The organism is Pedobacter jaeyakensis (assembly GCF_054461315.1).
In genome coordinates this window covers 3,242,697-3,266,883 of sequence record NZ_CM136921.1, presented here as the reverse complement: position 1 = coordinate 3,266,883, position 24,187 = coordinate 3,242,697, and the positions used below count along the sequence as shown (strand labels likewise).

The following is a 24,187-nucleotide window of genomic DNA, read 5'->3' as shown; positions in this document are numbered from 1 at the left end:
AATGAATTCTAATTATTATAAAATTACTTTAAGAGTGCTCCTGGTAGGAGTACTCTTTTTTTTTAGTTTAGTCTCGATACATGCTCAGACCACAGATACTGCGGTTTCTGATCTTGAATTTACAGAGATAGTTCCAGATACCACTGTCGCTGATACCGCTGTTAAAGCTACTGTTGCTGCCAAATCCATTACCGATTCTGTGGGTGCTGCAAAGGTGGCTTCAAAGGCCATAAGTCCTACTAAAGAGGCTCAGAAAACATTATGGCAAACATTCATCGCCGGACTGATAGGAGGGTTTCTTGCATTTGTAATGCCGTGTATCTTCCCAATGGTTCCGTTAACCATTAGCTATTTCACAAAAAGAGCGGGTAGTAAACAAAAGGGCATTGGGCAGGCGTTGATTTACGGATTATCCATTATTGTGATCTATGTTGCCTTTGGATTATTAATTACTATTCTATTCGGCTCTGCCGGACTCAATGCATTCAGCTCAAGCGGCATCTTTAATTTCTTCTTTTTCCTTGTGCTGGTTACTTTCGCAATATCATTTTTTGGAGCATTTGAAATAACCCTTCCAAGTTCATTTGTAAACAAGATTGACCAAAAGGCTGACACTAGCAAAGGCTTGGGCGGGATATTTTTTATGGCTGCATCTCTTGCATTGGTCTCTTTTTCATGTACCGGACCAATTATAGGTACTTTATTGGTAGAGGCCAGTTCCAAAGGCACATACCTAGGCCCTGCAGTGGGTATGTTTGGCTTTGCATTGGCATTGGCACTACCTTTCACATTATCGGCAATATTTCCAGGCTTCCTCAGTTCTATGCCAAAATCCGGCGGTTGGTTAAATAGTGTAAAAGTTTGCCTGGGATTCCTTGAGCTTGCATTTGCACTAAAATTTTTATCGGCTGCAGATCTTGTTTGGCATTGGGAATGGTTTGACCGTGAGGTTTTTTTAGTCTTATGGATTGTGATCTTTTGCCTCATGGGCCTATACCTTTTGGGTAAGTTGAAGTTTTCTCACGACAGCGACTTACCTTATATTTCTGTTCCAAGGCTTTTTCTGGCAATTTTTTCTTTTGCATTTTCAGTTTACATGATCCCGGGATTGTGGGGCGCGCCTGTTAGTGTTTTGAGCGGTCTGGCACCTCCTATGAATACCCAGGATTTCATTCTTTCAGGGAGTAGTTCTGAAGTATCATTAAAGGATCAAAGTTTCCCTGATTCGGTTAAGTACGGTTCTCATTTCAAAAACCCTATCGGTTTTACGCCATTCTTTGAACTGGAAGAAGGTCTTGCCTACGCCAAAAAAGTAAATAAACCCGTAATGTTGGACTTCACAGGCTGGGCTTGCGTCAACTGCCGAAGGATGGAAGATAATGTATGGATAAAACCTGAGGTGGCAAATTTGATCAAAAAATACGTGCTAATCCAATTGTATGTAGACGAGCGGAGTATCAAGATGCCAGAAAGCAAAATCCACAATTCAAAGATCCTTAGACATAAAACCGATGATTTAGGGTGGTGGAATGGCGACTTCCAGGCAAGTAGATACAATACCAATTCTCAGCCATTTTATGTGTTGACTAGCCAGGATTTGGAGCCTTTGGTTAAACCCGTAGGTGCAACATTTGATGTGGCGGAATATGTGCAATATCTTCAAAGCGGTCTTGACGCATTTGCTAAAAAATAATTTAAGTATGAAATGATCTCATTCAGTCATTTAGCCAAAATGACTGAATGATTTAACAATATTCTTCATTAAACGCTTTCATGGTCGGCTATCTTTGAGATAACAATCAAGTAAAACCCGTTATGAATATCAATAGATCGTCACTTAAGGCTCTTACACTTGGGCTAATGAGCGTTGTAGTCACTGGTTCGCTACATGCCAATCATCTAAAAGACACCGCCGGATTCAAATCTCCAATTCCTGCAATAGTAGAAACTTCCAGAACTGCATGGTGGGAGAAAGCCCGTTTTGGTATGTTTATCCACTGGGGTGTATACACAATTCCGGCTGGGAAATACAATGGTAAAGATATGCCGGGTTTGGGCGAATGGATCATGCACGATGCAAGCATTCCAGTAGCAACCTATAAAGAATATGCAAAGCAGTTTAATCCAACACAATATGACCCCGAAGCTTGGGTAAAAATGGCTAAAGATGCTGGAATGAAATACATCGTGATCACCACTAAGCATCATGATGGATTTGCACTTTTCGATACGAAAGCCTCTGATTGGAGCGTGGTAAAAGCCACCCCCTACGGCAAGGACTTAATTAAACCTTTAGCTGAAGCTTGCAGAAAATTAGGTATGAAATTAGGCTTTTACTATTCACAGGCCAACGATTGGGGAAATAAAGGAGGCGCAGCTGCAAGGGGACACTGGGATAAGGATCAGGAAGGAAGCATGGACGAATATATTGATAAAGTTGCCGTTCCGCAAGTGCGTGAAATATTAACCAATTATGGAGACGTAGCTGAATTATGGTGGGATGTTCCTACTGGCATGACAAAGGAACGGGCAGCCAAATTTTTACCGCTCTTAAAATTACAGCCACAGATTATAACGAACGACAGGTTGGGTGGCGATATCAAAGGAGACTTATTTACGCCAGAACAATACATTCCTGCAACTGGCATAAAAGGCCTTTGGGAAACCTGTATGACCATGAATGATACCTGGGGCTATAAAACCGATGATCACAATTGGAAATCAAGCAAACAATTGATCCGTAACCTAATAGAAGCTTCGTCAAAAGGCGGTAACTATTTGCTAAATGTGGGTCCGGAACCAACTGGAAAATTTCCTGCTCCAATTGTTCAGCGCCTTGCAGACATCGGAAAATGGATGAAAGTAAATAGTGAATCTATTTACGGAACAGTACCTGGGCCGTTCAAAGTAATACCTTGGGGGAAAGTAACGGAAAAGCCAACCACAAATGGAAACTCAATATTATACCTGCATGTGTTTAATTGGCCAAAAGACGGTAAATTATTGCTTCCTGGACTTAGCAATTCGCTAACCTCGGCACAGTTACTGGCAGATAGAAAGTCCTTAGTATTTAAAAAAGAGGATGGAAATGTAATAATCAACGTGCCTCAAAATGCACCTGATGAAACTGCTACCGTTATTAAAATCATTGTCAAAGGGAAGCCAGTGGTAACTCCATTTATACAAGGTCCAGAGGCTGATGGCAGCATTGTACTTTACCCTGGTTTGGCAGAATTTTCCGCACCAGGCGGCGCCGAAATCATGCGTCCAGAAGGGGGAGAAGAGCAAAATATTGGTTTTTGGACAGATGCAAGATCTTCGGCCATTTGGCAGTTTAATGTTAAAGTTCCCGGAACTTATACATTGGAAACCTATGTAGGAACATCATCAGCCACTTCAGTGGTAAAATTAAGTTCAGGAGATCAGGTGATCACAAAAGCAATTCCAAAAACAGCCGGCTACAACGATTATGTAAAGGTCACGCTGGGTAAGTTTACTTTTAGTAAGGCAGGATTATATACGATTAAGTTATCTGCCGAAACTAATAACTGGGCCCCGGTAAATATGAAGAAAATTGTATTGATTCCTTAGCAAAAAAAAGCAGAAGTCGTAGGTAGACGGCTTCTGCTAGTTTTTCATAAAGAGCGTAACAAATAATTTAAGAGCGTTAGGTAATTATTTAGAATAGATAATCTTAACAAGTATTAAAAACTTATTACAAACATAACCAGATGGAGAGTTCTAGTCAACTGCGAAAACACACAGTTGTTTTAATCTTCAAATAGTGTAAGCTGATAGGGATTATCCGGACTTCTCGGGATCATTTGTTCACCAAAGTTTGACATTGAAATGCCAAGTAGCCGAACTGTTTTTCCTTCCAAATCAATATGTTCTAACAGAAGTTTAGCAGTTTCGAAAATAGTGGTGTAATCAGCTATAGAATTTGGAGAAGATGAATTTCTGGTGACCTGCTTGAAGTCACTAAATTTTAGCTTTAGCGTAATTGTTCTTCCTTTCAGTTGATGTTTCTCAAGTCTTACGGAAACTTTGTCTGCCAACCTTCCTAACTCTGTATGCATTTCCTCAATATTTACGAGATCATGGGTAAATGTATCTTCTGCAGCTAGTGATTTGGCCTCCCTGGAAGACCTGACAGGCCGCTCGTCGATACCCCTAACAATTCTAAAATAAAAACTGCCTGATTTGCCAAAACAATTGATTAATTCCTGTTCGCTCAGTTTCTTTAGATCTGCACCAGTGTGTAAATGCATGCTCTTCATTTTTTTTGCCGTGACTTTTCCTACGCCAAAAAAGCGCTCTACAGGTAAATTCTCCATAAAGGCCTGTATTTTAGAGGGACCAACAAAGGTAAGGCCATCAGGTTTATTCATATCTGAGGCAATTTTGGCAACAAACTTATTAGAGGATACACCCGCAGAAGCGGTTAAGTTTAACTCATCTTTAATCGCTTGTTTTATTTGTTTAGCTATTTCCAATGCAGAGCCGATGTTCATTTTATCTTCGGTAACATCCAGAAAAGCTTCGTCTAGCGATAGTGGTTCGATTAAATCTGTATAACGACTAAATATTTCTCTGATCTGTATAGAAACAGCTTTGTATGCATCGAAGCGTGGTCTTACAAAAATTGCATAGGGACAAAGCTGATAGGCCTGACGGGAAGACATCGCAGATTTAATTCCAAATTTTCGTGCTTCGTAACTTGCTGTAGCAACCACACCCCGGCCCTCTGGTGAACCACCAACTACTATAGGTTTATTGCGGTATTCCGGAAAATCACGCTGTTCAACTGATGCATAGAATGCATCCATATCAATGTGGATAATTTTTCTCACTCAAACAATAACTATAAACCCTTTGTTTGTAAAGTACAAGGAGCAAAAAATATGGATAATACGCAAGAAAAAGACCTAAATCCCTACGAATTTACGGTCGAAATTGATGGTGAACCAAATGCCATAAGGGTAGAGGTGCCTAAAACAGGTGATTACATCATTTATATTAATGGGGAACGGTCAGGTCATATTTATTCAGAAACAACAGGTGCAGAACGACATTGGAAAACCAAAGACGATCTTAGTCAGCAGCTTGTTAATGAATTAGGTGCCCAGATTGAAATACTGGAAATTAATAACCCAGATTAATGTCCTGAGTTTTTACTCTTTCTAATAAACGAAAGATAAAATGCAGTGCAAATAACAACAGCTACAACGCACAATAAAATAATTAACGTTTGGAGTCCTTGGGCAGATTGGTGATGTTCCATATTCTAAATTTTTGTTGAAGGTAAAAAAAAATGTTTGGATGAAAAACAAATATAATTTTAATGGATTAAAGGATTTGAAGGAGAAGCAGTTAGCGCTAAAGTCAGAAGCACAACTTCATGGTCATCATATCCTGTCTGATGCCAGGGCAATAGCAACTGGTTTTTCATTCAGTAACATATTGGGTCCCAAGCCGCGAAAGAAATTGCCAATTGCCATTAAAAAGCCCAACAGCAATGATATGCTGTCAGGTAAAATTGTTTCTTTCGCACTTCCATTGCTGCTTAATAAGACTGTCTTTAAAGGCTCTGGCCTAATCACCAAAACTCTCGTAGGCTTGATTTCCAGTAAAACAGGTGCTAAAATAGGGGGGCATCTTATCAAGCTCTTAATGCCCAAATCTAAATCCTAGTTTGAAACCCGGCCTTGTTCTTCCGCAGTGCCGGTTTTTCTGGTCCTTGCGGTTTTGATTTTCAGGTTTCCAAATTTGTAACTTAGACTTAGGGAGATTTTTCTGCTTTCCCATTCATTTTGCCAATAGGTGTTTACGTTATTGTATTTTAAAACACTTCTAAATTTACCAGTGTCAAAAATGTCGTTCAATTTTAAAGAAACTGTCGCCATTTTTTTCATAAAAGTTTTACGGGCAGATATGTCTACCTGGTAATAGGCTAACGTTCTGAATAATCCACTTACCGCTGGAGAGCTGTATGTGCCGGTCAAGGACATTTGGTAATTATTCGGCAGGGTAAATGTATTATCTGAACTTAAAGACCAGCTCAACTTATCAATATTATATAGGCTCCCCTGTACTGGAGTTTTTACAATGTCGTATACAACTGCAAGCTCATTGTTGGTGTTCCACCATTTGAAAATATCGAAAGGGCTTCCTGTTGCTATGTACAGGTTAGTTGACTGGTTCAGGTTTTTTGGCGTACTGATGCTTTCTTTGGTCACGTCATTCTGTGTGATCACTTCAAATATCTGATTATTGGTGCGGGAGTAATTGAAACTCAAAATCCTGAAATCTTTATAAGAATAGGTCAATTCTATGTTGTTAGAAAACGAAGGCATCAATAACGGATTACCCTGTAGTGCAGTATAAGGATCAGTGTAGAAAGCAAAGGGATTTAAACTGGTGTAGGATGGTCTGTTGATTCTTCTGGAATATTTTGCATTGATCAAATTGACCGTGTCAATTTTCCATGCCGCAAACAAACTAGGGAAAAGTTGAACGTAACTACGGTCGATAATCACATTAGTTGCAGAAGACGTTCCGTTGCCAATGGTTTGTTCAGCCCTTAAACCTGCTTTAAGGTCAAGATTTGTAAAGTTTTTACTCAAAGAGATGTACCCTGCGTTAATGTGTTCAGTATATAAAAACCTATTGGTTCGATTGGCTGCATTTACCCATCCTTCATTTTTTAAGGAATCAAATCTTACGTCGTTTTCAGTTCTTACCCAACTGGTTTTTAAACCTGCCTCCGCTTTAAAGGTTTTACTGATCGGGTGTACATAATCAAGTTTAAGCGCATAGATGTTGACATCTCCGCTACCATTATTGCGCAGTAAAACTGGTTGGCCAATTGGCGTTCCATTAGCATTCGCATAAGTATTGGTGTAGGTCTCATTTCTCGAATTCTGATACGTGACATAATCTGCATCAAAGCCAAGTTCCCTTTCATTAGTGTCAATTTTAAAACGATAATTTAAGTTGTATGCATAATTACCGGCTCCATTAGTTTGTGGATTGGTCACATTTACTTTTCCTGTCACATCACTAAAGTTGTTATAACTAATGGAATTACTCACCGTATTGGTGGTATAAGGAGAGTCGTCACCTTTTATCATCACCCCAATAGTGTGTTTATCGTTCATAAAATAATCTGCACCGGTAGTAAACCATTTACTTTCAGTAATTGGTCTCCATAAATTAACTTGGTTATATTGCGTATTTCCGATAGTCCTGTTAAGTACAAGTCTGTTGTAAGAGTTGAAATGCCCTACGTTTAAACGGGCATAAGTACTTAACTTGCCCACATTGTAATTCAGATTTAAGCCTGCAGTTCCTTTTTCGTACCTGCCATAAGTGCCCGTAGCAGTTGCATTTCCGTTCACTCCCTGCATTTTATTTCTTTTTAGTTTTATGTTAATGATTCCTGCGGTACCCGCCGCATCAAAAGAAGAAGGTGGGTTAGACATCAGCTCAATTTTACTTATTGCCGATGCAGGGGTAGATTTTAAATAGTTAGTCAACTGGGTACCTGTAATATAACTCATTTTACCATCTATCATCACCGTTACGCCAACTTTCCCCTTAAGTACGATATTCTCGTCTTTATCAAGATGAACTCCTGGAGCACGTTTCAATACATCAAGCGCGTTATCGCCAGCGGTATTCATCCGTTCAACGTCAACTATAGTACGGTCTGCTTTTTCTTTAATTTCAGGGACTTTATTGAAAATTTCCACTTCTTTCAATTGAGTAGTTTTAGTGGTATCTACCTGTCCTGCAGCAGATATAGTGATTAGTATTGAGGCCGTCAGGAAGATTAATGCTTTTTTAAATGAGTTCATAACAATTTGCTTAGTTTGATGATTCAAATTTGCAAATAGCTGACGCCCGGTAAAATAATATGATCCCAAACCCCGTGGATATTATCCCAATGGTAAATTCATATTAAAGTTAGGTTCGTCATCCATAATGCAAGGTTGGGATGATAATTTGAAGCGTTGGGATAAGAAATTCTAAGGGTCAGCATCATTTTCTTAGTTTTATGGAATGAATAATAAAAAGCTAATTGTGATCCATATTATTTGTTGGATTTTATTTCTCGGCTATTTTTTCCTGGGAACGATAATAGAAGGTCACTACGACGAGAATGCCTATTTTGGATATTCCATTAGCTTCGTTCAGATTGTAGAGTTCTATGTGTGTTTTCTTTGGGTATATCCACGGTTTCTTAACAGATATAAGTTTCCGCAATTGATTGCAGGAATTTTGGTTGCAATGGCAGTATTTATTGGGTTAAGGTATTTTATTGAAGAAGTGTTGTTTCCTCACTTCCTGGGCATGAGAAATTATGATCCCGAGACGACTATTTCACATTATATTAAGGACAATATATATTACGGAACAAAATATATTGTAGTTTCTGCGGCCATCTGGAGTACTCAGCATGCCTTTAAAACTGAGCGCGACAATAAGCAATTGAAAGCAGAAGCCATGAAGGCGGAGTTATCGTTTCTAAAATCGCAGATTAATCCTCACTTCTTATACAATACCCTAAATTATATCTACGCGCTTGCCATTCCCGTGTCAGACCAGTTATCATCTGCAGTGATGCGCCTATCAGATTTAATGAGGTATACACTTACCGATAATCCTGATGGCAAAGTTAGTTTGGTAAAAGAAATTGAATACCTGGAGAGCTATGTTGAGCTTTTCAGAATGCGTTTTACGCCAAACTTCTTTGTCGAGTTTAAAACTGAAGGTGTAAATGAACAACATCGCATCGCGTCGTTATTGCTTATACCTTTTATTGAGAATGCGTTCAAACATGGAGTTGTTAACAATTCGCAGTACCCTGTTCAAATTGTCGTTGCTGTTCACAATAAAGAACTGTATTTCGAGGTATCCAATCAGATCAATAACCATCAAAAGGACCGGTCAAGTGGAATAGGTCTTGTCAATATTCATAGGAGACTGGACCTAATTTATCCGAGTAAACATGTGTTGGATATCACGAAAAATGAAGATGCCTATAAAACGGTTCTAACTATAAAATTGTAAATTCGCAATCATTAAAACGATATAAATGATCCGTTGTATAGCTGTTGATGATGAGGCTTACGCCTCAGAAATTATTGCAACCTACATCCGTCGTATTCCTTTTCTGGAACTCGTGGGTACCACTACAAATGCATTTGAAGCCCTTGGCTGGGTGCAGGAAGGTAAAGTGGATTTGGTATTTCTGGATATACAAATGCCAGAACTAACAGGTATACAGTTTCTAAAAATATGTGGCTCAAAATGTAAAGTTATCCTTACTACAGCTTATCCGGAATACGCCCTGGAAGGTTTTGAGCATGATGTAATTGACTACCTGTTAAAACCTGTTTCTTTTGAGCGGTTTTACAAATCCATTCAAAAAGCGCAGTTGCTTATTGATCCACCGCAAACTCCCCAGCCTGTTCCAGAACCTGTAAAAACAGAAGTTTCTGCAACAACGGCATCCAGTAATTTTATGTTTATAAAAGGAGAGAGTAAGAATAAATTCTTAAAGGTAAATTTCGACGATATTCTGTATGTTGAGGGCCTAAAAAATTATATATCAATATATACACCAGGTAAAAGGATCATTACTTATCAGTCTTTGAGAGAGTTGGAAACCCAACTTCCTCAACCACCTTTTTATCGAGTACACAAATCCTACATTATTGCGGTAGACAAGATAAAAATGGTTGATGGAAATACAATCTATATCGAAGATCAAACCATTCCGGTAGGAGAGACCTACAAAGAAGATTTCTTTAAAATGATCCGAAGTCGCGAAGGTGCTTAATTGTAATTTTTACAAGTCTTAGCTATAATATTTGTGTATATTGTTTTTCAAAGCGATAAACCAAATAAATGATTCTGAGGCTTCTTACTATTCTGTCAATCAGCTTGTTGATCAGCCTCAATAGCTATGCCGATGAGCTTGAAGCGATAGATCCCATTGCGGCTACGCAAACATTGACGCTTGCCTGCGGTGAAACCTCAAAAAATGTTCATGCTGATAACTTTTCTGAGGTACAGATTGTTAACTACCTTTGGGAGAACGAAGCAGGCAATGTAATACCAGGAACCGATTATGCAGTTCTGAAGGTGGGAAAATATTACCTAACACTTACTGACGCCGATGGCAGAAAGTCAAATAGAGCCCCAATTACCATTCTTGCCTCACCACAACGCCCAAATATTGATGAAGGAAATAAAGTCGTAAGCAATTCCTCCTGTACTGTAAATGACGGATCAATAACAGGTTTTGCGGTAGGACTTTCAGAGCCGGGTCCGGTTAATTACCGTTGGACAAACGATAAAGGTGAGCTTGTTGGTACTACCTTAGATATCTACAACCTAGGTCCTGGAAAATATCGACTGTCCGCCAGGCAGTCTGCGGAGGCATGCGAGTCTATATCTTCAGAGGTCACCATTTTGCTTAAAAACCCAATTACATCAAGTACGGTTTCTGCTGTAAGTAAAACTGCAGATTGTGCGCAACCCAACGGGAGTATTACTGGTGTAATTACCAATGCAACCAGTTACCAGTGGCTGGATGTGACTGGTAAAGTCGTCGCCACTACACTAGATCTTATAAACGTGAAGGAAGGCTTTTATGATTTGGTACTTTTTAACGATTTTGGATGCAGCAGTACAATCGGGCCTTTTCACATTAAGGCTGGTAATCCGCCGATTCAACTGTTAACGCAAGCAGTAATTAAACCAGACAATTGTGGCTTAAATATTGGAAGTATTACCGGTATTACGGTTCCTGGATCTGGAATTCGGTATCGGTGGACTAATGACTCCGGTCAGCAGGTTTCTACAGATGTAGATCTTCGTAACGCACCCTCAGGAAATTATCATCTGCAGGTTAGGAACTCGACATGCGACGAAATCTTTGACTATTACATACCTGAAGTTGATCTTTCCCTACCTACGCCGTCAATCGGCAATAAGTTCATTTGTTCTCCAACGGAGATATCGATAAATTTTGATGTAGATGCACCTTTGTACAAACTTTATGATGCAAGCGGCAACCTCATTAAAGAAAGCAAAAGCAAAAACTTCATGCTTAATATTAAGGAAAATACAACATTCTATGCTGCAACTGCCAATGGCAATTGCGAAAGCAGTCAAACAGAATTTAAAGTTAGCGTAGGTGAGGCTGCGCTAAAAATTCCATCTTCGTTTACGCCTAATGGAGATGGAACAAATGACAATTGGGTTGTAAAGGGCTTGGAGTTGTACAAATCTGCGGTTGTTAAAGTATTTAACCGTTATGGTTCCACCGTATATGAGAATTCCGATAATACAAGTACATTTGACGGCAGAAGCAAGGGTGCTGAATTGCCAGCAGGTGTCTATTACTATATTATAAAGTTGACAAATAGTTGTAGTCCATTTAGCGGCAGCGTTACCATAATTAGATAGCATATGGTATAGATTCAGCGTCTTGCGATAAACATTTATAATTTTATGAAGAAGATCAACAGTTTAATAGCGCTCTTATTATTCTTAGTTCTAAACGCTTCGGCGCAGCAACCTGGCTGGTTGCATAAAGACCTTAAAACGGACAGTATTTTTGGAATCAGTACTGAAAAGGCATACGCTGAACTCCTGAAAGGAAAGAAATCAAAACCAGTGATTGTCGGTGTTATAGATGCCGGTATGGATTTCAAGCATGAAGACCTCAAAAAGATAGCTTGGATTAATAAAAAAGAAAAAGCAGGTAATGGAATCGACGATGATAAAAACGGCTATGCCGACGATGTTAATGGCTGGAATTTTCTGGGTTCAGCAAAAGGCAGTGTAACTTATGATAATCTGGAACTGACCAGGCTTGTAAAAGAGAATCCAAACTCTCCATTAAAAGATACGCTTGATCAAAAAATTGCAAGGTCTACCCAGCTTCGTGATAACATGTTGGGCTTCAAGCAAGTGCTTGACGGAATGCTAAAGTCTATAGGTACAACTGCGCCTGATAGTGCAACATTTGCTAATTATAAGCCTGCAACTATGCCTGAACAGCAGGTGCAGAAAATTGTGCTCCAGATTCTTGCTGAATTGCCTAGCGTGGCCGAAGTTGTAAAAGGTATCAATGGTGATTTAAAGCACGTCGAAGATGAATTAAAGTACAATTACAACAAAGACTATAATTCAAGAGATACAGTAGGAGATGATCCTAAAAACATCGATCAAAGGAACTATGGAAATGCAACAGTGGATGCTTTTGATTGTGATCATGGTACGCACGTAGCTGGTATTATTGCTGCCGACAGGACTAATACTATTGGTATAATGGGTATTGCAGACAATACCTTGATCATGCCTGTTAGGGCAGTGCCAACAGGCGATGAACGTGATAAGGATATTGCTAATGCCATCTACTACGCCGTGAATAATGGAGCTAAAGTACTGAATATGAGCTTTGGTAAAGGCTATTCACCCAATAAAGATGCGGTAGACAAAGCTGTTAAATATGCAATCAGCAAAGATGTTTTGATTGTACATGCCGCAGGTAACGAAGGTGCTAATAATGACTTAGGTCATAATTTCCCAACAGCACTTTATCTAAATGGGGGTGATGCCAAAAGCAACTGGATTGAAGTTGGTGCATCCAGCTTTAAGGATACTGAAGCATTGCCAGCAAGTTTCAGCAATTACGGTGCTAAAATGGTGGATCTTTTCGCACCAGGTGTAGCTATTAACTCTACAACTCCAGGTTCTAAATACGAGAACCATGATGGTACCAGTATGGCTTCTCCGGTAGTAGCAGGTGTAGCATCATTGGTTAGGGAATATTACCCAAAACTAACCGCCGCACAAGTAAAAGAGATTTTAATGAAGTCGGTAACAAAGGTTACACACAACGTGATACTTCCAGGTAGTACTGATGGTAAACTAGTTCCATTTACTGATCTATGTGTATCTGGTGGCGTCGTAAATGCTTACAATGCTTTAAAATTAGCAGCTACTTATAAGTAGTTGCTAATTTCTTGAGTACCTGTATTTGAACCGTGCATTGGGTGCCGCATCACCCTGGACCATCCATTGCATAGGATCATTTCTAGCTAATCCTGCATTGTCAGTCCATTTAAATTGCAATTCAAAATGTTGGGGATTCGTTATACCAAGCTGCTTTAAAGGGATACGCAATTCCATTTCATTACCCACAGCTTTATAGCTGATCAATCCTTTTTGTTTTACAAATGAACCTTTAATAAAAGTGCTTAGCGTGGTTGTACCAGTGCCAAGGACTTTCTGGTTTATCAGGTACTGGAAATCCTGCCAACTCTCTTTTTTTGAACCGAAAATTCCGAGGTATAGCTGCATCCAATCAATGTCTTTGAGGTCACTCAGCTTATCCTTTGTTTTAACATAGAAATAGACATTACGCTGATCAGATGCAACCCTGCATTCAATGATGTCGTTTCTGCCGCTATTATTTACATATTCTTTTATTCTTCCCCAACCAGAATGCATTCTATGAAATGTGTCTCCTTCATCGTCTTGATATACCCCTTTAACAACGTTCCAGTCGGCAAATTTCCCATCTATAGAAATAGTATGCATATCCAAGTCTGCTGATGCAGGTTTTCTGACGCCTTTGAATTTTCTAATGTTATCTACCAGCTGATAATAATAATTATCTTTCGTCTGTCCGTTTTCGGGTTCTGCATCACGACTAAACTCAGCATTATAAAGATCTACAAAATAGGTTTCACCCTTCTTTATCTTTTTACCTAAGAAGTTGCGGGACGCCCCATCATCGAAGCGCATCGCCACCCATTCATTCCATCCGGTAACAAACACAAATTCGGGGTCAACTTCCAATGCCTGCTTCCATTGCTCTTCAAAATACAGACCTTTCTCGGTAGATGGCACTAATGGCTCTTTGCCGTTATGAAAACTGCGACCGATGTTTGACATCGGATGCTGTGCAATCGAACCAGTGACCTGTTCGGGTTTGTCTTTACTTTCATGCCAGCCATAAGCCTGAGGATAATGATCTAGCCATGGCCATTTGTCATGTCCATCCTCAAACCATTTCTGTCCTTTGCTCCAGGCCCAAGATTGTCTCGAAGAAAAGAAAGGGGCGGTTTCCGTATCTAAGGCTTCTGGTGGACAAAGCAATAACGGCTTTCCTTTCCAGGTAAACCACAAATCCTTAAATAAACCTTTACTATAAATTTCCTTATACAAGTTATCTACAGTTTGCTTTGGTATGCTGTTCACAATAAATGCAATAGATGGAGTACTTATCCCCGCTGCCCTTAATTTGCTGTAAACACTGGCAATCTTGGTTACCTGGGGTAAATAAATAGCGGCATTTGTTGCATCCAATATAATTACATCAACGCCAGCATCTGATAACATCTGAGCGTGTTTCCTGATGACCCATTCGTCATCAGCCAGGTAATATCCAAAATAGGGTTCTCCCCAATGATGGAAAGCATTTACAGGGCCATAGTTGGGCGCCAGCGGATTCGCTTTTAACAGTTTGGTAATATCGTACGGACTAACCGTATCTTGCGGTGTTTTAGCCATGATCCCGCCATCCGGGGCTCCGCCTCTATGTTGATCATAGCCATGTGCGCCTTGCCACACAAAGTAGAAAATGCCTACAAATTTGTCGGGCCGGAGAGCAGGATAAAGATCCGGGTTTATTTTTCTGCCCAATGCATCCGTGGCCAGCCAGGAATCTGCTCCGGATGAGGAAAGAAGGCTTTTAGCTGCAGATTGCTGTGTCTGTGCAACAACAGATAAGCTCAAAAGTATAGCTATAATGGTTAAAGATGTCTTAATCATTTGGATCTAAATATACATCAATAAAATATTATTATCTTGCAGCTAAATGAAACATGTATATACAAGACTTATAGTTGTAACGCTGGTTCTCGCAAGTTATACATCCTTTTCTCAAAATGTTAAGCAAATACGCCTCTTTGATTTAAGCTATACGCTAACATCAGATTTTAATGATCAGCAAAACCTTAAAACCTCTTGGGAAGACGTGCATCTGGTTTCTTCATTGCAAGGAATTGTCAATCGCGACTCGCCGAGGCTATATACTTTTTTTGTAGCAAATGGAGATATTAATATTGACAGATACTGGTGGAATATGTACCGAAGGCCGGGAAAATGGCTGCATGGAGCAGATACAATTGTATACACTGACATTGTTAGCCTTGTTAGTGCTTTTAAATCTGAAATTAATGGTGCCGTTGTTTATGATCCGAATGTAGCAGCTACCAGTAACGTGGCATCTTCTGTCTCAGGAGTAGAAAACCTGGTGGCGATTCGCTACGATACTGCAGCGAATAGTCTCTATTCCAGGTTGATACTTGGCGGACCAAAACTCCCAGTTAAATCATGGCTGGTTAATAAAGACGGCTCTGTACTTTTTAAGGGAAACGGATTAATACCGGGAACCAAACGGACTTCTTCCGGTTCCGCAAAAAATGATGCTTACCTATGGTTTCTTGAAAAGTATATCAAAACGAATAAAGTAAATACCGGATACGGCGCATATTATATAGATCAGGACTGGCTAAAAAAGCCATTTGCGGCCGGCCGTAACCACCATACGTTGACTAACCATGATTTTTTCATCAGTAAAAAGGGCTTCTTTTTTGACCTAAGTCCCTGGGCTGATGAAGCTGCGACAGATGATCTATCCCAAAAGATAGGTACTGACAACAATACCTTAAAGGAAATACTACTAGAGGCTTACAAAAAGAGAAAATGCCTGGGCTTTGCTTATTTAGGCGGGTTTCCTCCCTGGGCATTTAAATATACGCAACACGCAGGGGGCAAGCATGATGATGTGCCAACGGAATGGGAGTATTCCCGTATTATTAGTGCATATAATGCGTTTAAAGATGCAGATGCGATCGGTTACGGTGCGCTTGCCAATGCATCTTTCTGGCAGCATTTTCCTTTAAAAGAAAAGTACCCTCAAACACGGGTCACCACAACGGATCTTAAAGCACGTGGATATTTAACTGATGATGGCAAGGTGGATTTTAAAGGCAGGCAGTTTATGATCTTTTATGTAGGAGATTACGATGCTTCCTCATGGGTGTCGCAAATGACACCTTTCCTATGGGACAGTAAGGATCGTGGTAAACTTCCTTTAATGTGGAGCATCAGTCCGGTTTTGGAAGAGCGTGTACCCATGGCTCTAGATTATATTCGCAGCAGTGCTTCCAGCAATGATTATTTCGCATCTGCAGATAATGGAGCAGGTTACCTGATGCCAGGTATGTTGCAATCGCCACGACCTATTTCAGGACTTCCGGATGCAGTAGATGATTGGGCCACCCATAACATGCCTTATTATAAACGCTGGGATATTACCATTACGGGATTTGTAATAGATGGGCTAGCTCCTGGCTTAAATCAGAATGGGCTTGATGCCTATGCGAAATTTAGTCCAAATGGGATTATTCCTCAAAAAACCCCGCTAACACTCCTGCATGGAAATATGCCTGTATTGCGGGCTGATGCAGACATCAACCAAGGTGATCCTAAAGAAGCGGCAGACGCAATTATAGATAGAGTGAGCAAAAGAAATCTCCAGTTTCATTGGTTTCGTAATATTCTTAAAAGCCCAAGCTGGTATGTGGAAGTCATGGCGCAGCTCAAACAAAAAAATCCAAACATAGAATTACTGGATGCGCCAACATTTTTTGAGCTATACAGGATTTGGCTTAAACAAAACCCGGCAGCGGCTAACGGCAAGATTAATTAATTTCTTACTTTTGCTGGGTAAATGACAGATACCGCCCCAAAAGATCCCATATTAAACCTTTCTTTTGCTCTTTTGTGTTTAAGTTCCTTGCTGTTCTCTGCCAGCTTTAACATGCTTATTCCAGATTTGCCAACCTATCTGAGTAAATTGGGGGGTGCAGAATATAAAGGGTTAATTATTGCTTTGTTTACTTTAACGGCCGGGATATCCAGACCGTTCAGTGGAAAATTAACCGATACCATTGGCCGGGTACCTATCATGGCAATAGGTTCCATAGTTTGTTTCGTTTGCGGATTTCTGTATCCAATATTGACCAGTGTTTCAGGTTTCTTATTCTTAAGACTTTTGCATGGATTTTCAACGGGTTTCAAGCCAACTGCAACCTCTGCCTATGTTGCCGATATTGTACCGAGAGAACGCTGGGGAGAAGCCTTAGGTATCCATGGGTTATGCTTTAGTACGGGTATGGCTATCGGTCCTGCAATTGGGAGTTATATAAGTAGTAGCTATTCAATTAATGTTTTGTTCTATTGCTCTTCGGTTTTCGCTTTGATGTCCATCATGATTTTGATGAATATGAAGGAGACATTGAAAAACAAGCAAAAATTTTCTTTGTCTGCCTTAAAGATATCTAGAACAGATATCATTGCGGTTAGGGTTTTGCCAGCAGCAATTGTTACGTTATTGTCTTACGTTGGGTACGGGGCAATTTTGACACTAATACCCGATTGGGGAGACCATCTGGGCATCACCAATAAGGGAATTTTCTTTATGATATTTACAATTGCATCCTTGCTAATACGGTTTATAGCCGGTAAGATATCTGATAGGCATGGTCGCTTAAACGTTGCTATCGCCGGGCTTATCATACTTTGTATTTCCCTGCTAATGATAGGTAACAGCGGTAGTCAGATCGGTCTTTTCAGTGGTGCTGTCGTTTATGGGATTGCCACTGGCATATTGTCTCCAGCCCTAAATGCATGGACAATAGATTTGAGCGACCCTGAGCACCGTGGAAAAGCGGTAGCTACGATGTATATTGCACTAGAAGCTGGAATAGGGATGGGGGCTTTGTTTGCAGGATGGGCCTATCAGGACGTCATTGCCATGATACCCGCCGTTCTGTACGGCACAGCAGCAGTAGCTTTTTTGGCGCTGCAGTACTTGATTTATTGGAAACGTAAAAACGCCCGTCAAATCGCTTAAGCTAACTTATAGGTTTTAAGGTAGCCTACGATGCTTTCTATGGCATTGCTTCTCGACGCTCTTACAGCAGTTTTGATAACCTCTGGTCTTACACCCAATTTCTCTGACCAATATTTCAATTCGTGTTGTTCAGATACATCAACTAAACGGTTATTTTCTAAATTGTGGGGGGCACTTTTCATAATAATAGGGATTGATTACATGTAAAACGATTTTCAACAATTATTTGTTTAGAAAAAAAAGAAACTTTTTGAAACAATTTTAGACTTGGGGTTCTTTGAATAAGTACATTTATATTCAAACTTCTTAAATATGAAACAGATAGCTTTGCTTTTCTTACTAACCGTTGGGTTGGTATTTGATAACGCTGTTACAATTGCCCAGGAAATCAAAGGCACATATGCAATTAAAAATGTAAAAACTGGGATGCTTTTAAGAATAAAAGATGCTAATGGGAAAAACGGAACTCCATTAGTAGCTTACGGTCCTCAGAATTGGAAATGCATGACCTGGGATTTCCAGTCTGCAGGCGGTAATGCTTACCAGCTTGAAAATCTATTCACCAAAAAGACTTTTCAACCTGCTGCTAAAGCAGAGGTTAGCGTCACTCTGGAAGAACAGCCATTGGTCGCTGCTGATCCAAATCAGCAATATGAATTCATCAATGTAAAAAAAGACACTTATCTCATACGTCTAAAAGGTACCGAGTTATTTATCACGCCATTGGACGAAGAGGGTAGCACAAACTCTGCTATCATCCTTGCAAAGAAGATGGATAAGCCTTTACAACAATGGATTATTTACAAGCAAAACCCAACGATGTAAAACTACATTTCTTTACTCAACACCCTTAACGGTCATGGGTATGGTGTAAATTGAGTTTCTGGCAGTAACAAAAAGTGTTTTTTTATCTTTTCCACCAAAACAGACATTGGAAGTGCCTGGGATCTTAATCTCACCAATTTCCTTACCCTCTGAATTATAGATTGTAATTCCGTTACCAGTTAAGTAAAGATTTCCTTGCTCATCGAGGGTCATTCCGTCAGAGCCTCTGTTGATAAAAAGCATTTTACCAGTTAAAGCTCCATTTTTATCGATGTTATAACGATATATCTTACCTGCCCCAGCGTCAGCAACATACAGTAGCTTTCCATCTGGAGATCCGCAGATACCGTTGGGCTGGTTTAATCCCTCTGCTGCTGCCAGGACAACCTTGGAACTTCCCCTCTTAACTTTATATACGCTTTGTGTTCCTAAGTCGGGCTTTTTACGGGTCCAATAGTCACGCTGGTAATAGGGGTCAGTGAAAAATAAATTACCTGCAGGATCTATCCATACATCGTTCGGACCATTCAGTTGTTTTCCCTCAAAGTCTTTCGCTATCACTTTGGCTTTGCCGGTCTTATCTAGCGACCATAATTCTCCTTTTTCATCTGCGCACAAAATCAAGTTGCCTTTTTTGTCGAAGAAAGTCCCATTAGCGCGGCCTGTTTTATCCAATACTAAACTTAATTTACCATCTGTACCATATTTCCAGAGCTTGTCGTTGGGCTGGTCGGTAAAGAATACATTGCCTACCTTGTCGGCAGAGCAGCCCTCGGTAAAGCTAAATTCAGCCGATACCAATTTAAGTTGATCTTGAACAAAAAGTTCAGATTTTCCTGTGCCTGTGTCTTGTGCAAGTAGCGCTGTGGCAGACATGACTATTACGCAAAAAACGCTGGTAAAACATTTCATTTTCATAAACAAACCTCCTAAATTGAAGCAAGATAGGTTTTTAAGCTTAAAAATGCTAATTCAATAAGGAAAGTCTGAATGTGGTTCCAAGATTAACTTTGCTTTCCACAGCAATAGTCCCGCCCAAAGACTCTACTTGATTTTTGGTAATAAACAACCCAATGCCTCTGGAATCAGCGTGTTCATGAAAAGTCTTATACATACCAAATAGCTTTTTGCCATGCTGCTTCAAATCTATGCCCAATCCGTTATCCGTAATCTCTAATATAATTTTGTCACTTTCTAAAAAACCCTTGATCAAAATCTCCGGTCGCCTTTCAGGATGCTTATATTTAATTGCATTGGTAAAGAAATTCAGCAGTATGCTTTCAAGGTATGCCGGATTAAAATTGATATTCAATCCTTTATCAACTAAGATATTAAATGTAGCTTTTTCTTTTTCTACAAGGGCTTGTATTCCAGTTAGGGTTTTGTTGATCTGTTTGTAAATATTAATGGACTTGGTCTGCTTTTTATCGTTTAATTGGAAGCTTACCACTTCGTTAAGGTTCGCAATGGTTTCAGATAAATTATCGGCGTTGCGGGTAAGCAGTCCGAGCATGTGTGCTTTTTCTTTTTCATCTTGCTCTTGATGCAGTAACTCCAATAACATTTGGAAATTTCCAGCGTGGGAACGAAGATTGTGAGATACGATGTGAGCAAAATTGATTAGGCGCTTATTTTGATCACTAATGATATTCATCGTTTTCTGCTGTACTTCCTCAATCTGCTTTCGCCTGGAAATATCTTCTCGCGTCCCTAACATCACTAGAGGTTTCTTGTCGATTGACCACTTAATCACCTTCCCATGGCTTTCAATCCATACCCAACTTCCGTCTTTATGGCGCATTCTGTATTCACATTGGTAATAGTCTGCGCGTTGCGATAAACACTCCTCAAGCCTTTCATTAACGTGGGCTACATCATCCGGGTGTACTTGAGCATAGACTACGTCTACCTTTGTCATTTCTAATTCGTTGTTCGCGTAACCCAACATAGCGAAACACCGGTCATCGTTGGTAACCTTATTCAACGTAAAATTCCATTCCCAAGTTCCAATTCGCGTGGTTTCAATTACATTTTTAAGTCGCTGCCTTTCCTTTTTGAGTCGCTCAGTATGCTTTACCGTATCAGTTATATCCTGTATCTGTGAGATAAAATAGAGTGGCGTGTCATCCGCATTCCATACAATGGCAACGGTCAGTGAACTCCAAACTACCTGTCCATTTTTATGAAAATAGCGTTTTTGCATAGCGTATGTAGAGGCCTTTCTATTGAGTAGGCTCTGAACATGCTCAAGATCAGTTTGCAAATCTTCAGGATGGGTAAGTTCCTGAAAAGTAAGTGCCATAAGTTCATTCCTCTCATAGCCAAGCATCCTACATATGCTGTTGTTCACTTTCATCCATTTCCCTTCGAGCGATACCAGTGCCATCCCAATTGGCGCATGATCAAAAGCCGTGAGGAATTTGTAGTGATTAAGCTCCATATCCTCCATCAGTTTCTTTTTCGCGGTGATGTCTTGAATTGTGCCAACCAACCGTAGGCATTCTTCATTTTCATAAACAGCTTCAGAGTTAATTTCAACCCACCTTACGTTTCCTTTGAAAGTTTTGATCTGAAACTGACTTGATAAAGTCTTACCTGTCAAGATGGTTTTTTGAATTTCATCTCCAATATGACCGGTTTCCGTAGATTCTATATAAAGTGAAAGCACTTCATGCAACAATGGCTCGTAATTATCAGGAGTTTCGAATATTTTTTTTGTGATAAAATCCCAGAAGAGCTCATTATTTTTAATATTAAGCTTCCAAATTCCAATATTCGCCAGTTCAGCTGCTTTCTTATATAATTCGAGTTGTTGGTCCATTCGGGAGGAGCGATTCAGGATGAATGCCGCCCAAATATAGCATTCTAGCAGCTATTAATTAAACAATCTGAAGCTTGGGTTGTTATTTTTCTATGGTTGCATTAAATTTAAATTTTCAGGATTTTAAAAAGGATGTAATTGCTTGGATTGTTAAAACAGGACCTAGTGTATTATTAGGGGCTATTGTACTGATTATCGGCATGTGGCTGATTAAGCTACTCTCCAAGGCGCTTAATAATGGCATGCATAAAAAAGGTATAGATCCATCCTTAAAGCCATTTTTACTGAGCTTGGTAATTACGGCATTAAGGATATTGCTTATTCTCGCCGTATTTTCTATTATGGATATCCAAATGACTATTTTTGGGGCCATTGTTGGAGGTATTACTGTTGCTGCTGGTTTGGCACTATCTGGAACCCTTCAAAATTTTGCAAGCGGTGTAATCATTCTTTTTTTAAAGCCTTTCTCTGTTGGAGATAATATAATTGCCCAAGGGCAGGAGGGCACGGTAACTTCAATAGAACTTTTTTACACCATCGTCACCACCTTTGACAATAGAACCGTAGTGATACCAAATGGTAAGCTCTCCAACGAGGTGATCATCAATATTAGCACCATAGGAAGCAGGCGGTTGGATCTCGAACTTAAATTCGGTAACGCTATCGATTACAACGCAGTAAAAAAACAAGTTGAACTCACTATAGCTGAAAGTAAAGAAATACTTAAGAGTCCGGAACACCGTATTGGAATTCTAAGCATAGAGCCAGATGGCTACAAAGTTGCAGTCAATGTTTGGTTAAACTCGCATGGTTTTGTGGATAGCAAGATGGACTTTCAGGAGAAATTAATTGAAAACTTAAAAGGCTCTGGGTTAAAACTCCCTGGCATGGCTTAGGCGCTACAACTTTAGCCTTGCTCTCAAGTCACTAGATTCTTTCTTAGAAAGTATAACGGGCTGGAAAGAAATTGGGTTCAATGGAACATCATCCTTATTTGTTGCCACCTTATTGATCTCATCCGCAACATCAAGTCCTTCCACAATTTCGCCAAAAATAGTGTAATTCATGTCCAGGTGCGGAGTGCCGCCAAAAGTCTTATATACCGCACGGTGTGCAGCAGATATTTTTATGCCGGCACGTTTTTCCGCTGCATCCAGCATGGCATCGGTTTGCACTTTTCCGGCAACCAGGTAAATCTGGTTGAAGTAGGAGCCCTTATCGGGGTTATCGTCTCTACCGGCACCCAACGCACCTTTCTTATGAATAAAATTGGTATCTAATTCCGCACTCAAACGTTTTGGCGTTACTTCGGGATGAAGTTTTTCGCGGGCAAGGATTGGCTCATCCAACTCACCGGCCTGACTTACAAAATTTTTAATCACCCTGTTAAAAAGTGCATTTTTATAAGTACCCTTTTTAACCGCTTTTAAAAACATAGCCTTATGTTTCGGTGTCGCATCGTAAAGCATGAGGGTAATATTGCCCTTACTGGTCACTAAACGTACAAAACTGCTTTGTGCCCTTATAGATAATGCCAATAGCAAAAACAAGAAGGTTAAGTTTAATTGCTTCATTTGCATTTTTTTAGGTCGATAACAATCATAACCGGGAAATGATCTGAAGGTAGTCTTGCCTCATACTCTTCCAGCTTCAACTCTTTAGGAAAATTTCCATTGGTTTTTACATTAGCTTTCTTAGCAGCCGGGCTCCTGTAGCTATCTGTTAAGACTCCGTAACGCTTTACTTCAACACACGGTGACAGAAAAATATGGTCAATTCTGCTGTCGGTCTTCGCATTGGCGTCAAAATGGTTAAATGTTCCATTTACGGCATATCTGAAAGCAGTAGAAACATAAGCATCCTTCAATACTGATCCGTTTAAAATTCCGAATATCTCATTATTCTGATCCACATTAAAATCACCAGTTAGGATAGTTGGCTCATCCCCGGCCAGGTCTTTGATCTTTTGTAAAATCAACTTAGAACTTTCTCTTCTGGCAACAACCCCAACGTGGTCAAAGTGCGTATTAAAGAAGAAAAACTTTACCCCGCTGCTTATTTCTTCAAACTGACCCCAGCTACAAATACGTGGTAACGCTGCATCCCAGCCTCTATTGGGTTTTTCCGTTTTTTCAGACAACCAGAAATTTCCGGTTTTTAATAACTTAAACTTTTCTTTCTTATAAAATATCGGAGCATATTCTCCTGCCTCTTTACCATCGTTTCTTCCAACACCAATGTAAGCATAATCGGACAAGCTGTCGAGTAGATCTACCAGTTGCTCATGCAGCACTTCCTGACTGCCAAAAATATCAAAATCATGAAACTTAACCATTGCGGCAATAACAGGTTCTCTCAAATCCCAACCATTACCATCGCGCTTGTCGCCTCCATTTTTATACCTGATGTTATAGGTAGCTACATTAATTTGTTGCGAAAAGGCTTCGCTCACAAAAGTCAGTAATAGGAAAGAAAGCAATGTTGATTTTAATAAAATAGATAATTTCATGATGTACTCGCTCTTTAATTTC

At 39.9% G+C, this 24,187-nt stretch carries 20 protein-coding genes; 12 read left to right on the top strand and 8 right to left on the bottom strand.

Annotated features, from left to right (window positions below):
- Position 1: 1 nt before the first annotated feature.
- Both ACXZ1K_RS14530 and ACXZ1K_RS14525 read left to right on the top strand, forming a co-directional pair.
- Entirely contained in the window at positions 2-1,693 is a 1,692-nt protein-coding gene (locus ACXZ1K_RS14530) for a protein-disulfide reductase DsbD family protein (RefSeq protein ID WP_458970393.1), read from the top strand.
- Between the two features lie 122 nt (positions 1,694-1,815).
- Positions 1,816-3,591, top strand: a complete 1,776-nt coding sequence (locus ACXZ1K_RS14525) for an alpha-L-fucosidase (RefSeq protein ID WP_458970392.1) — start codon at positions 1,816-1,818, stop codon at positions 3,589-3,591.
- 179 nt (positions 3,592-3,770) lie between these two features.
- Here ACXZ1K_RS14525 and dinB read toward each other — a convergent pair whose 3' ends face one another.
- On the bottom strand, positions 3,771-4,853 hold the full coding sequence (gene dinB, locus ACXZ1K_RS14520) for a DNA polymerase IV (RefSeq protein WP_458970391.1): 1,083 nt from the start codon (positions 4,851-4,853) through the stop codon (positions 3,771-3,773).
- Positions 4,854-4,904: 51 nt separating this feature from the next.
- Here dinB and ACXZ1K_RS14515 point away from each other — a divergent pair, with 51 nt between their 5' ends.
- A complete protein-coding gene (locus ACXZ1K_RS14515) occupies positions 4,905-5,162 on the top strand; it encodes a hypothetical protein (RefSeq protein ID WP_458970390.1) in 258 nt (85 codons plus the stop codon).
- 160 nt (positions 5,163-5,322) lie between these two features.
- Positions 5,323-5,694 carry a hypothetical protein gene (locus tag ACXZ1K_RS14510; protein ID WP_458970389.1) on the top strand — a complete coding sequence of 124 codons (372 nt, stop codon included), beginning with the start codon at positions 5,323-5,325 and terminating at the stop codon, positions 5,692-5,694.
- Here the strand turns inward: ACXZ1K_RS14510 and ACXZ1K_RS14505 are convergent.
- On the bottom strand, positions 5,691-7,859 hold the full coding sequence (locus ACXZ1K_RS14505; RefSeq protein ID WP_458970388.1) for an outer membrane beta-barrel protein: 2,169 nt from the start codon (positions 7,857-7,859) through the stop codon (positions 5,691-5,693). The two genes, ACXZ1K_RS14510 and ACXZ1K_RS14505, sit on opposite strands and share 4 nt — an antisense overlap.
- Before the next feature lie 205 nt (positions 7,860-8,064).
- On the opposite strand from ACXZ1K_RS14505, the gene ACXZ1K_RS14500 reads away from it, so the two are divergent.
- The 4 genes from ACXZ1K_RS14500 to ACXZ1K_RS14485 all read left to right on the top strand — a co-directional run bounded on the left by ACXZ1K_RS14500 (position 8,065) and on the right by ACXZ1K_RS14485 (position 13,035).
- Positions 8,065-9,075 (top strand): sensor histidine kinase, encoded by a 1,011-nt coding sequence (locus tag ACXZ1K_RS14500; protein WP_458970387.1) that lies wholly within the window; start codon positions 8,065-8,067, stop codon positions 9,073-9,075.
- Between the two features lie 25 nt (positions 9,076-9,100).
- On the top strand, positions 9,101-9,847 hold the full coding sequence (locus tag ACXZ1K_RS14495) for a LytR/AlgR family response regulator transcription factor (protein ID WP_458970386.1): 747 nt from the start codon (positions 9,101-9,103) through the stop codon (positions 9,845-9,847).
- Between the two features lie 68 nt (positions 9,848-9,915).
- Complete coding sequence (locus tag ACXZ1K_RS14490) at positions 9,916-11,481, top strand: gliding motility-associated C-terminal domain-containing protein (RefSeq protein WP_458970385.1); 1,566 nt, start codon at positions 9,916-9,918, stop codon at positions 11,479-11,481.
- A gap of 45 nt (positions 11,482-11,526) precedes the next feature.
- Positions 11,527-13,035 (top strand): S8 family peptidase, encoded by a 1,509-nt coding sequence (locus ACXZ1K_RS14485; RefSeq protein ID WP_458970384.1) that lies wholly within the window; start codon positions 11,527-11,529, stop codon positions 13,033-13,035.
- Between the two features lie 3 nt (positions 13,036-13,038).
- Here the strand turns inward: ACXZ1K_RS14485 and ACXZ1K_RS14480 are convergent, their stop codons facing one another.
- On the bottom strand, positions 13,039-14,859 hold the full coding sequence (locus ACXZ1K_RS14480; RefSeq protein WP_458970383.1) for a glycoside hydrolase family 71/99 protein: 1,821 nt from the start codon (positions 14,857-14,859) through the stop codon (positions 13,039-13,041).
- Between the two features lie 46 nt (positions 14,860-14,905).
- Here ACXZ1K_RS14480 and ACXZ1K_RS14475 point away from each other — a divergent pair, with 46 nt between their 5' ends.
- Together ACXZ1K_RS14475 and ACXZ1K_RS14470 are read left to right on the top strand one after the other, a co-directional pair.
- A complete protein-coding gene (locus tag ACXZ1K_RS14475; RefSeq protein WP_458970382.1) occupies positions 14,906-16,804 on the top strand; it encodes a GxGYxYP domain-containing protein in 1,899 nt (632 codons plus the stop codon).
- A 21-nt stretch (positions 16,805-16,825) separates the two neighbouring features.
- Positions 16,826-18,010: an MFS transporter gene (locus ACXZ1K_RS14470; protein ID WP_458970381.1), complete on the top strand. Its 1,185-nt coding sequence runs from the start codon at positions 16,826-16,828 to the stop codon at positions 18,008-18,010.
- Here the strand turns inward: ACXZ1K_RS14470 and ACXZ1K_RS14465 are convergent.
- The gene (locus ACXZ1K_RS14465; protein ID WP_458970380.1) at positions 18,007-18,192 is read right to left on the bottom strand and encodes a DUF3606 domain-containing protein; all 186 of its coding nucleotides are present in this window, start codon (positions 18,190-18,192) and stop codon (positions 18,007-18,009) included. The genes ACXZ1K_RS14470 and ACXZ1K_RS14465 overlap by 4 nt on opposite strands.
- Before the next feature lie 130 nt (positions 18,193-18,322).
- On the opposite strand from ACXZ1K_RS14465, the gene ACXZ1K_RS14460 reads away from it, so the two are divergent.
- Positions 18,323-18,835: an RICIN domain-containing protein gene (locus ACXZ1K_RS14460; protein ID WP_458970379.1), complete on the top strand. Its 513-nt coding sequence runs from the start codon at positions 18,323-18,325 to the stop codon at positions 18,833-18,835.
- A gap of 12 nt (positions 18,836-18,847) precedes the next feature.
- Here ACXZ1K_RS14460 and ACXZ1K_RS14455 read toward each other — a convergent pair whose 3' ends face one another.
- A complete protein-coding gene (locus ACXZ1K_RS14455) occupies positions 18,848-19,753 on the bottom strand; it encodes an SMP-30/gluconolactonase/LRE family protein (RefSeq protein ID WP_458970378.1) in 906 nt (301 codons plus the stop codon).
- Between the two features lie 49 nt (positions 19,754-19,802).
- Entirely contained in the window at positions 19,803-21,656 is a 1,854-nt protein-coding gene (locus tag ACXZ1K_RS14450) for a PAS domain-containing sensor histidine kinase (RefSeq protein WP_458970377.1), read from the bottom strand.
- 92 nt (positions 21,657-21,748) lie between these two features.
- Between ACXZ1K_RS14450 and ACXZ1K_RS14445 the strand changes: the two genes are divergently transcribed.
- Positions 21,749-22,552 (top strand): mechanosensitive ion channel family protein, encoded by an 804-nt coding sequence (locus ACXZ1K_RS14445; RefSeq protein WP_458970376.1) that lies wholly within the window; start codon positions 21,749-21,751, stop codon positions 22,550-22,552.
- Positions 22,553-22,555: 3 nt separating this feature from the next.
- Here ACXZ1K_RS14445 and ACXZ1K_RS14440 read toward each other — a convergent pair whose 3' ends face one another.
- Both ACXZ1K_RS14440 and ACXZ1K_RS14435 read right to left on the bottom strand, forming a co-directional pair.
- The gene (locus ACXZ1K_RS14440; RefSeq protein ID WP_458970375.1) at positions 22,556-23,230 is read right to left on the bottom strand and encodes a peptidylprolyl isomerase; all 675 of its coding nucleotides are present in this window, start codon (positions 23,228-23,230) and stop codon (positions 22,556-22,558) included.
- The gene (locus ACXZ1K_RS14435) at positions 23,227-24,165 is read right to left on the bottom strand and encodes an endonuclease/exonuclease/phosphatase family protein (RefSeq protein WP_458970374.1); all 939 of its coding nucleotides are present in this window, start codon (positions 24,163-24,165) and stop codon (positions 23,227-23,229) included. The genes ACXZ1K_RS14440 and ACXZ1K_RS14435 overlap by 4 nt, the downstream gene beginning before the upstream one ends.
- Between the last annotated feature and the right edge of the window lie 22 nt (positions 24,166-24,187).

Excerpts from the sequence above, each read along its gene's own strand:
- ACXZ1K_RS14530 (WP_458970393.1), top strand. The coding sequence starts at position 2 with ATGAATTCTAATTATTATAAAATTACTTTAAGAGTGCTCCTGGTAGGA.
- ACXZ1K_RS14525 (WP_458970392.1), top strand. The coding sequence starts at position 1,816 with ATGAATATCAATAGATCGTCACTTAAGGCTCTTACACTTGGGCTAATG.
- ACXZ1K_RS14515 (WP_458970390.1), top strand. The coding sequence starts at position 4,905 with ATGGATAATACGCAAGAAAAAGACCTAAATCCCTACGAATTTACGGTC.
- ACXZ1K_RS14510 (WP_458970389.1), top strand. The coding sequence starts at position 5,323 with ATGAAAAACAAATATAATTTTAATGGATTAAAGGATTTGAAGGAGAAG.
- ACXZ1K_RS14505 (WP_458970388.1), bottom strand. The coding sequence starts at position 7,859 with ATGAACTCATTTAAAAAAGCATTAATCTTCCTGACGGCCTCAATACTA.
- ACXZ1K_RS14500 (WP_458970387.1), top strand. The coding sequence starts at position 8,065 with ATGAATAATAAAAAGCTAATTGTGATCCATATTATTTGTTGGATTTTA.
- ACXZ1K_RS14495 (WP_458970386.1), top strand. The coding sequence starts at position 9,101 with ATGATCCGTTGTATAGCTGTTGATGATGAGGCTTACGCCTCAGAAATT.
- ACXZ1K_RS14490 (WP_458970385.1), top strand. The coding sequence starts at position 9,916 with ATGATTCTGAGGCTTCTTACTATTCTGTCAATCAGCTTGTTGATCAGC.
- ACXZ1K_RS14485 (WP_458970384.1), top strand. The coding sequence starts at position 11,527 with ATGAAGAAGATCAACAGTTTAATAGCGCTCTTATTATTCTTAGTTCTA.
- ACXZ1K_RS14480 (WP_458970383.1), bottom strand. The coding sequence starts at position 14,859 with ATGATTAAGACATCTTTAACCATTATAGCTATACTTTTGAGCTTATCT.
- ACXZ1K_RS14475 (WP_458970382.1), top strand. The coding sequence starts at position 14,906 with ATGAAACATGTATATACAAGACTTATAGTTGTAACGCTGGTTCTCGCA.
- ACXZ1K_RS14470 (WP_458970381.1), top strand. The coding sequence starts at position 16,826 with ATGACAGATACCGCCCCAAAAGATCCCATATTAAACCTTTCTTTTGCT.
- ACXZ1K_RS14465 (WP_458970380.1), bottom strand. The coding sequence starts at position 18,192 with ATGAAAAGTGCCCCCCACAATTTAGAAAATAACCGTTTAGTTGATGTA.
- ACXZ1K_RS14460 (WP_458970379.1), top strand. The coding sequence starts at position 18,323 with ATGAAACAGATAGCTTTGCTTTTCTTACTAACCGTTGGGTTGGTATTT.
- ACXZ1K_RS14455 (WP_458970378.1), bottom strand. The coding sequence starts at position 19,753 with ATGAAAATGAAATGTTTTACCAGCGTTTTTTGCGTAATAGTCATGTCT.
- ACXZ1K_RS14450 (WP_458970377.1), bottom strand. The coding sequence starts at position 21,656 with ATGGACCAACAACTCGAATTATATAAGAAAGCAGCTGAACTGGCGAAT.
- ACXZ1K_RS14445 (WP_458970376.1), top strand. The coding sequence starts at position 21,749 with ATGGTTGCATTAAATTTAAATTTTCAGGATTTTAAAAAGGATGTAATT.
- ACXZ1K_RS14440 (WP_458970375.1), bottom strand. The coding sequence starts at position 23,230 with ATGAAGCAATTAAACTTAACCTTCTTGTTTTTGCTATTGGCATTATCT.
- ACXZ1K_RS14435 (WP_458970374.1), bottom strand. The coding sequence starts at position 24,165 with ATGAAATTATCTATTTTATTAAAATCAACATTGCTTTCTTTCCTATTA.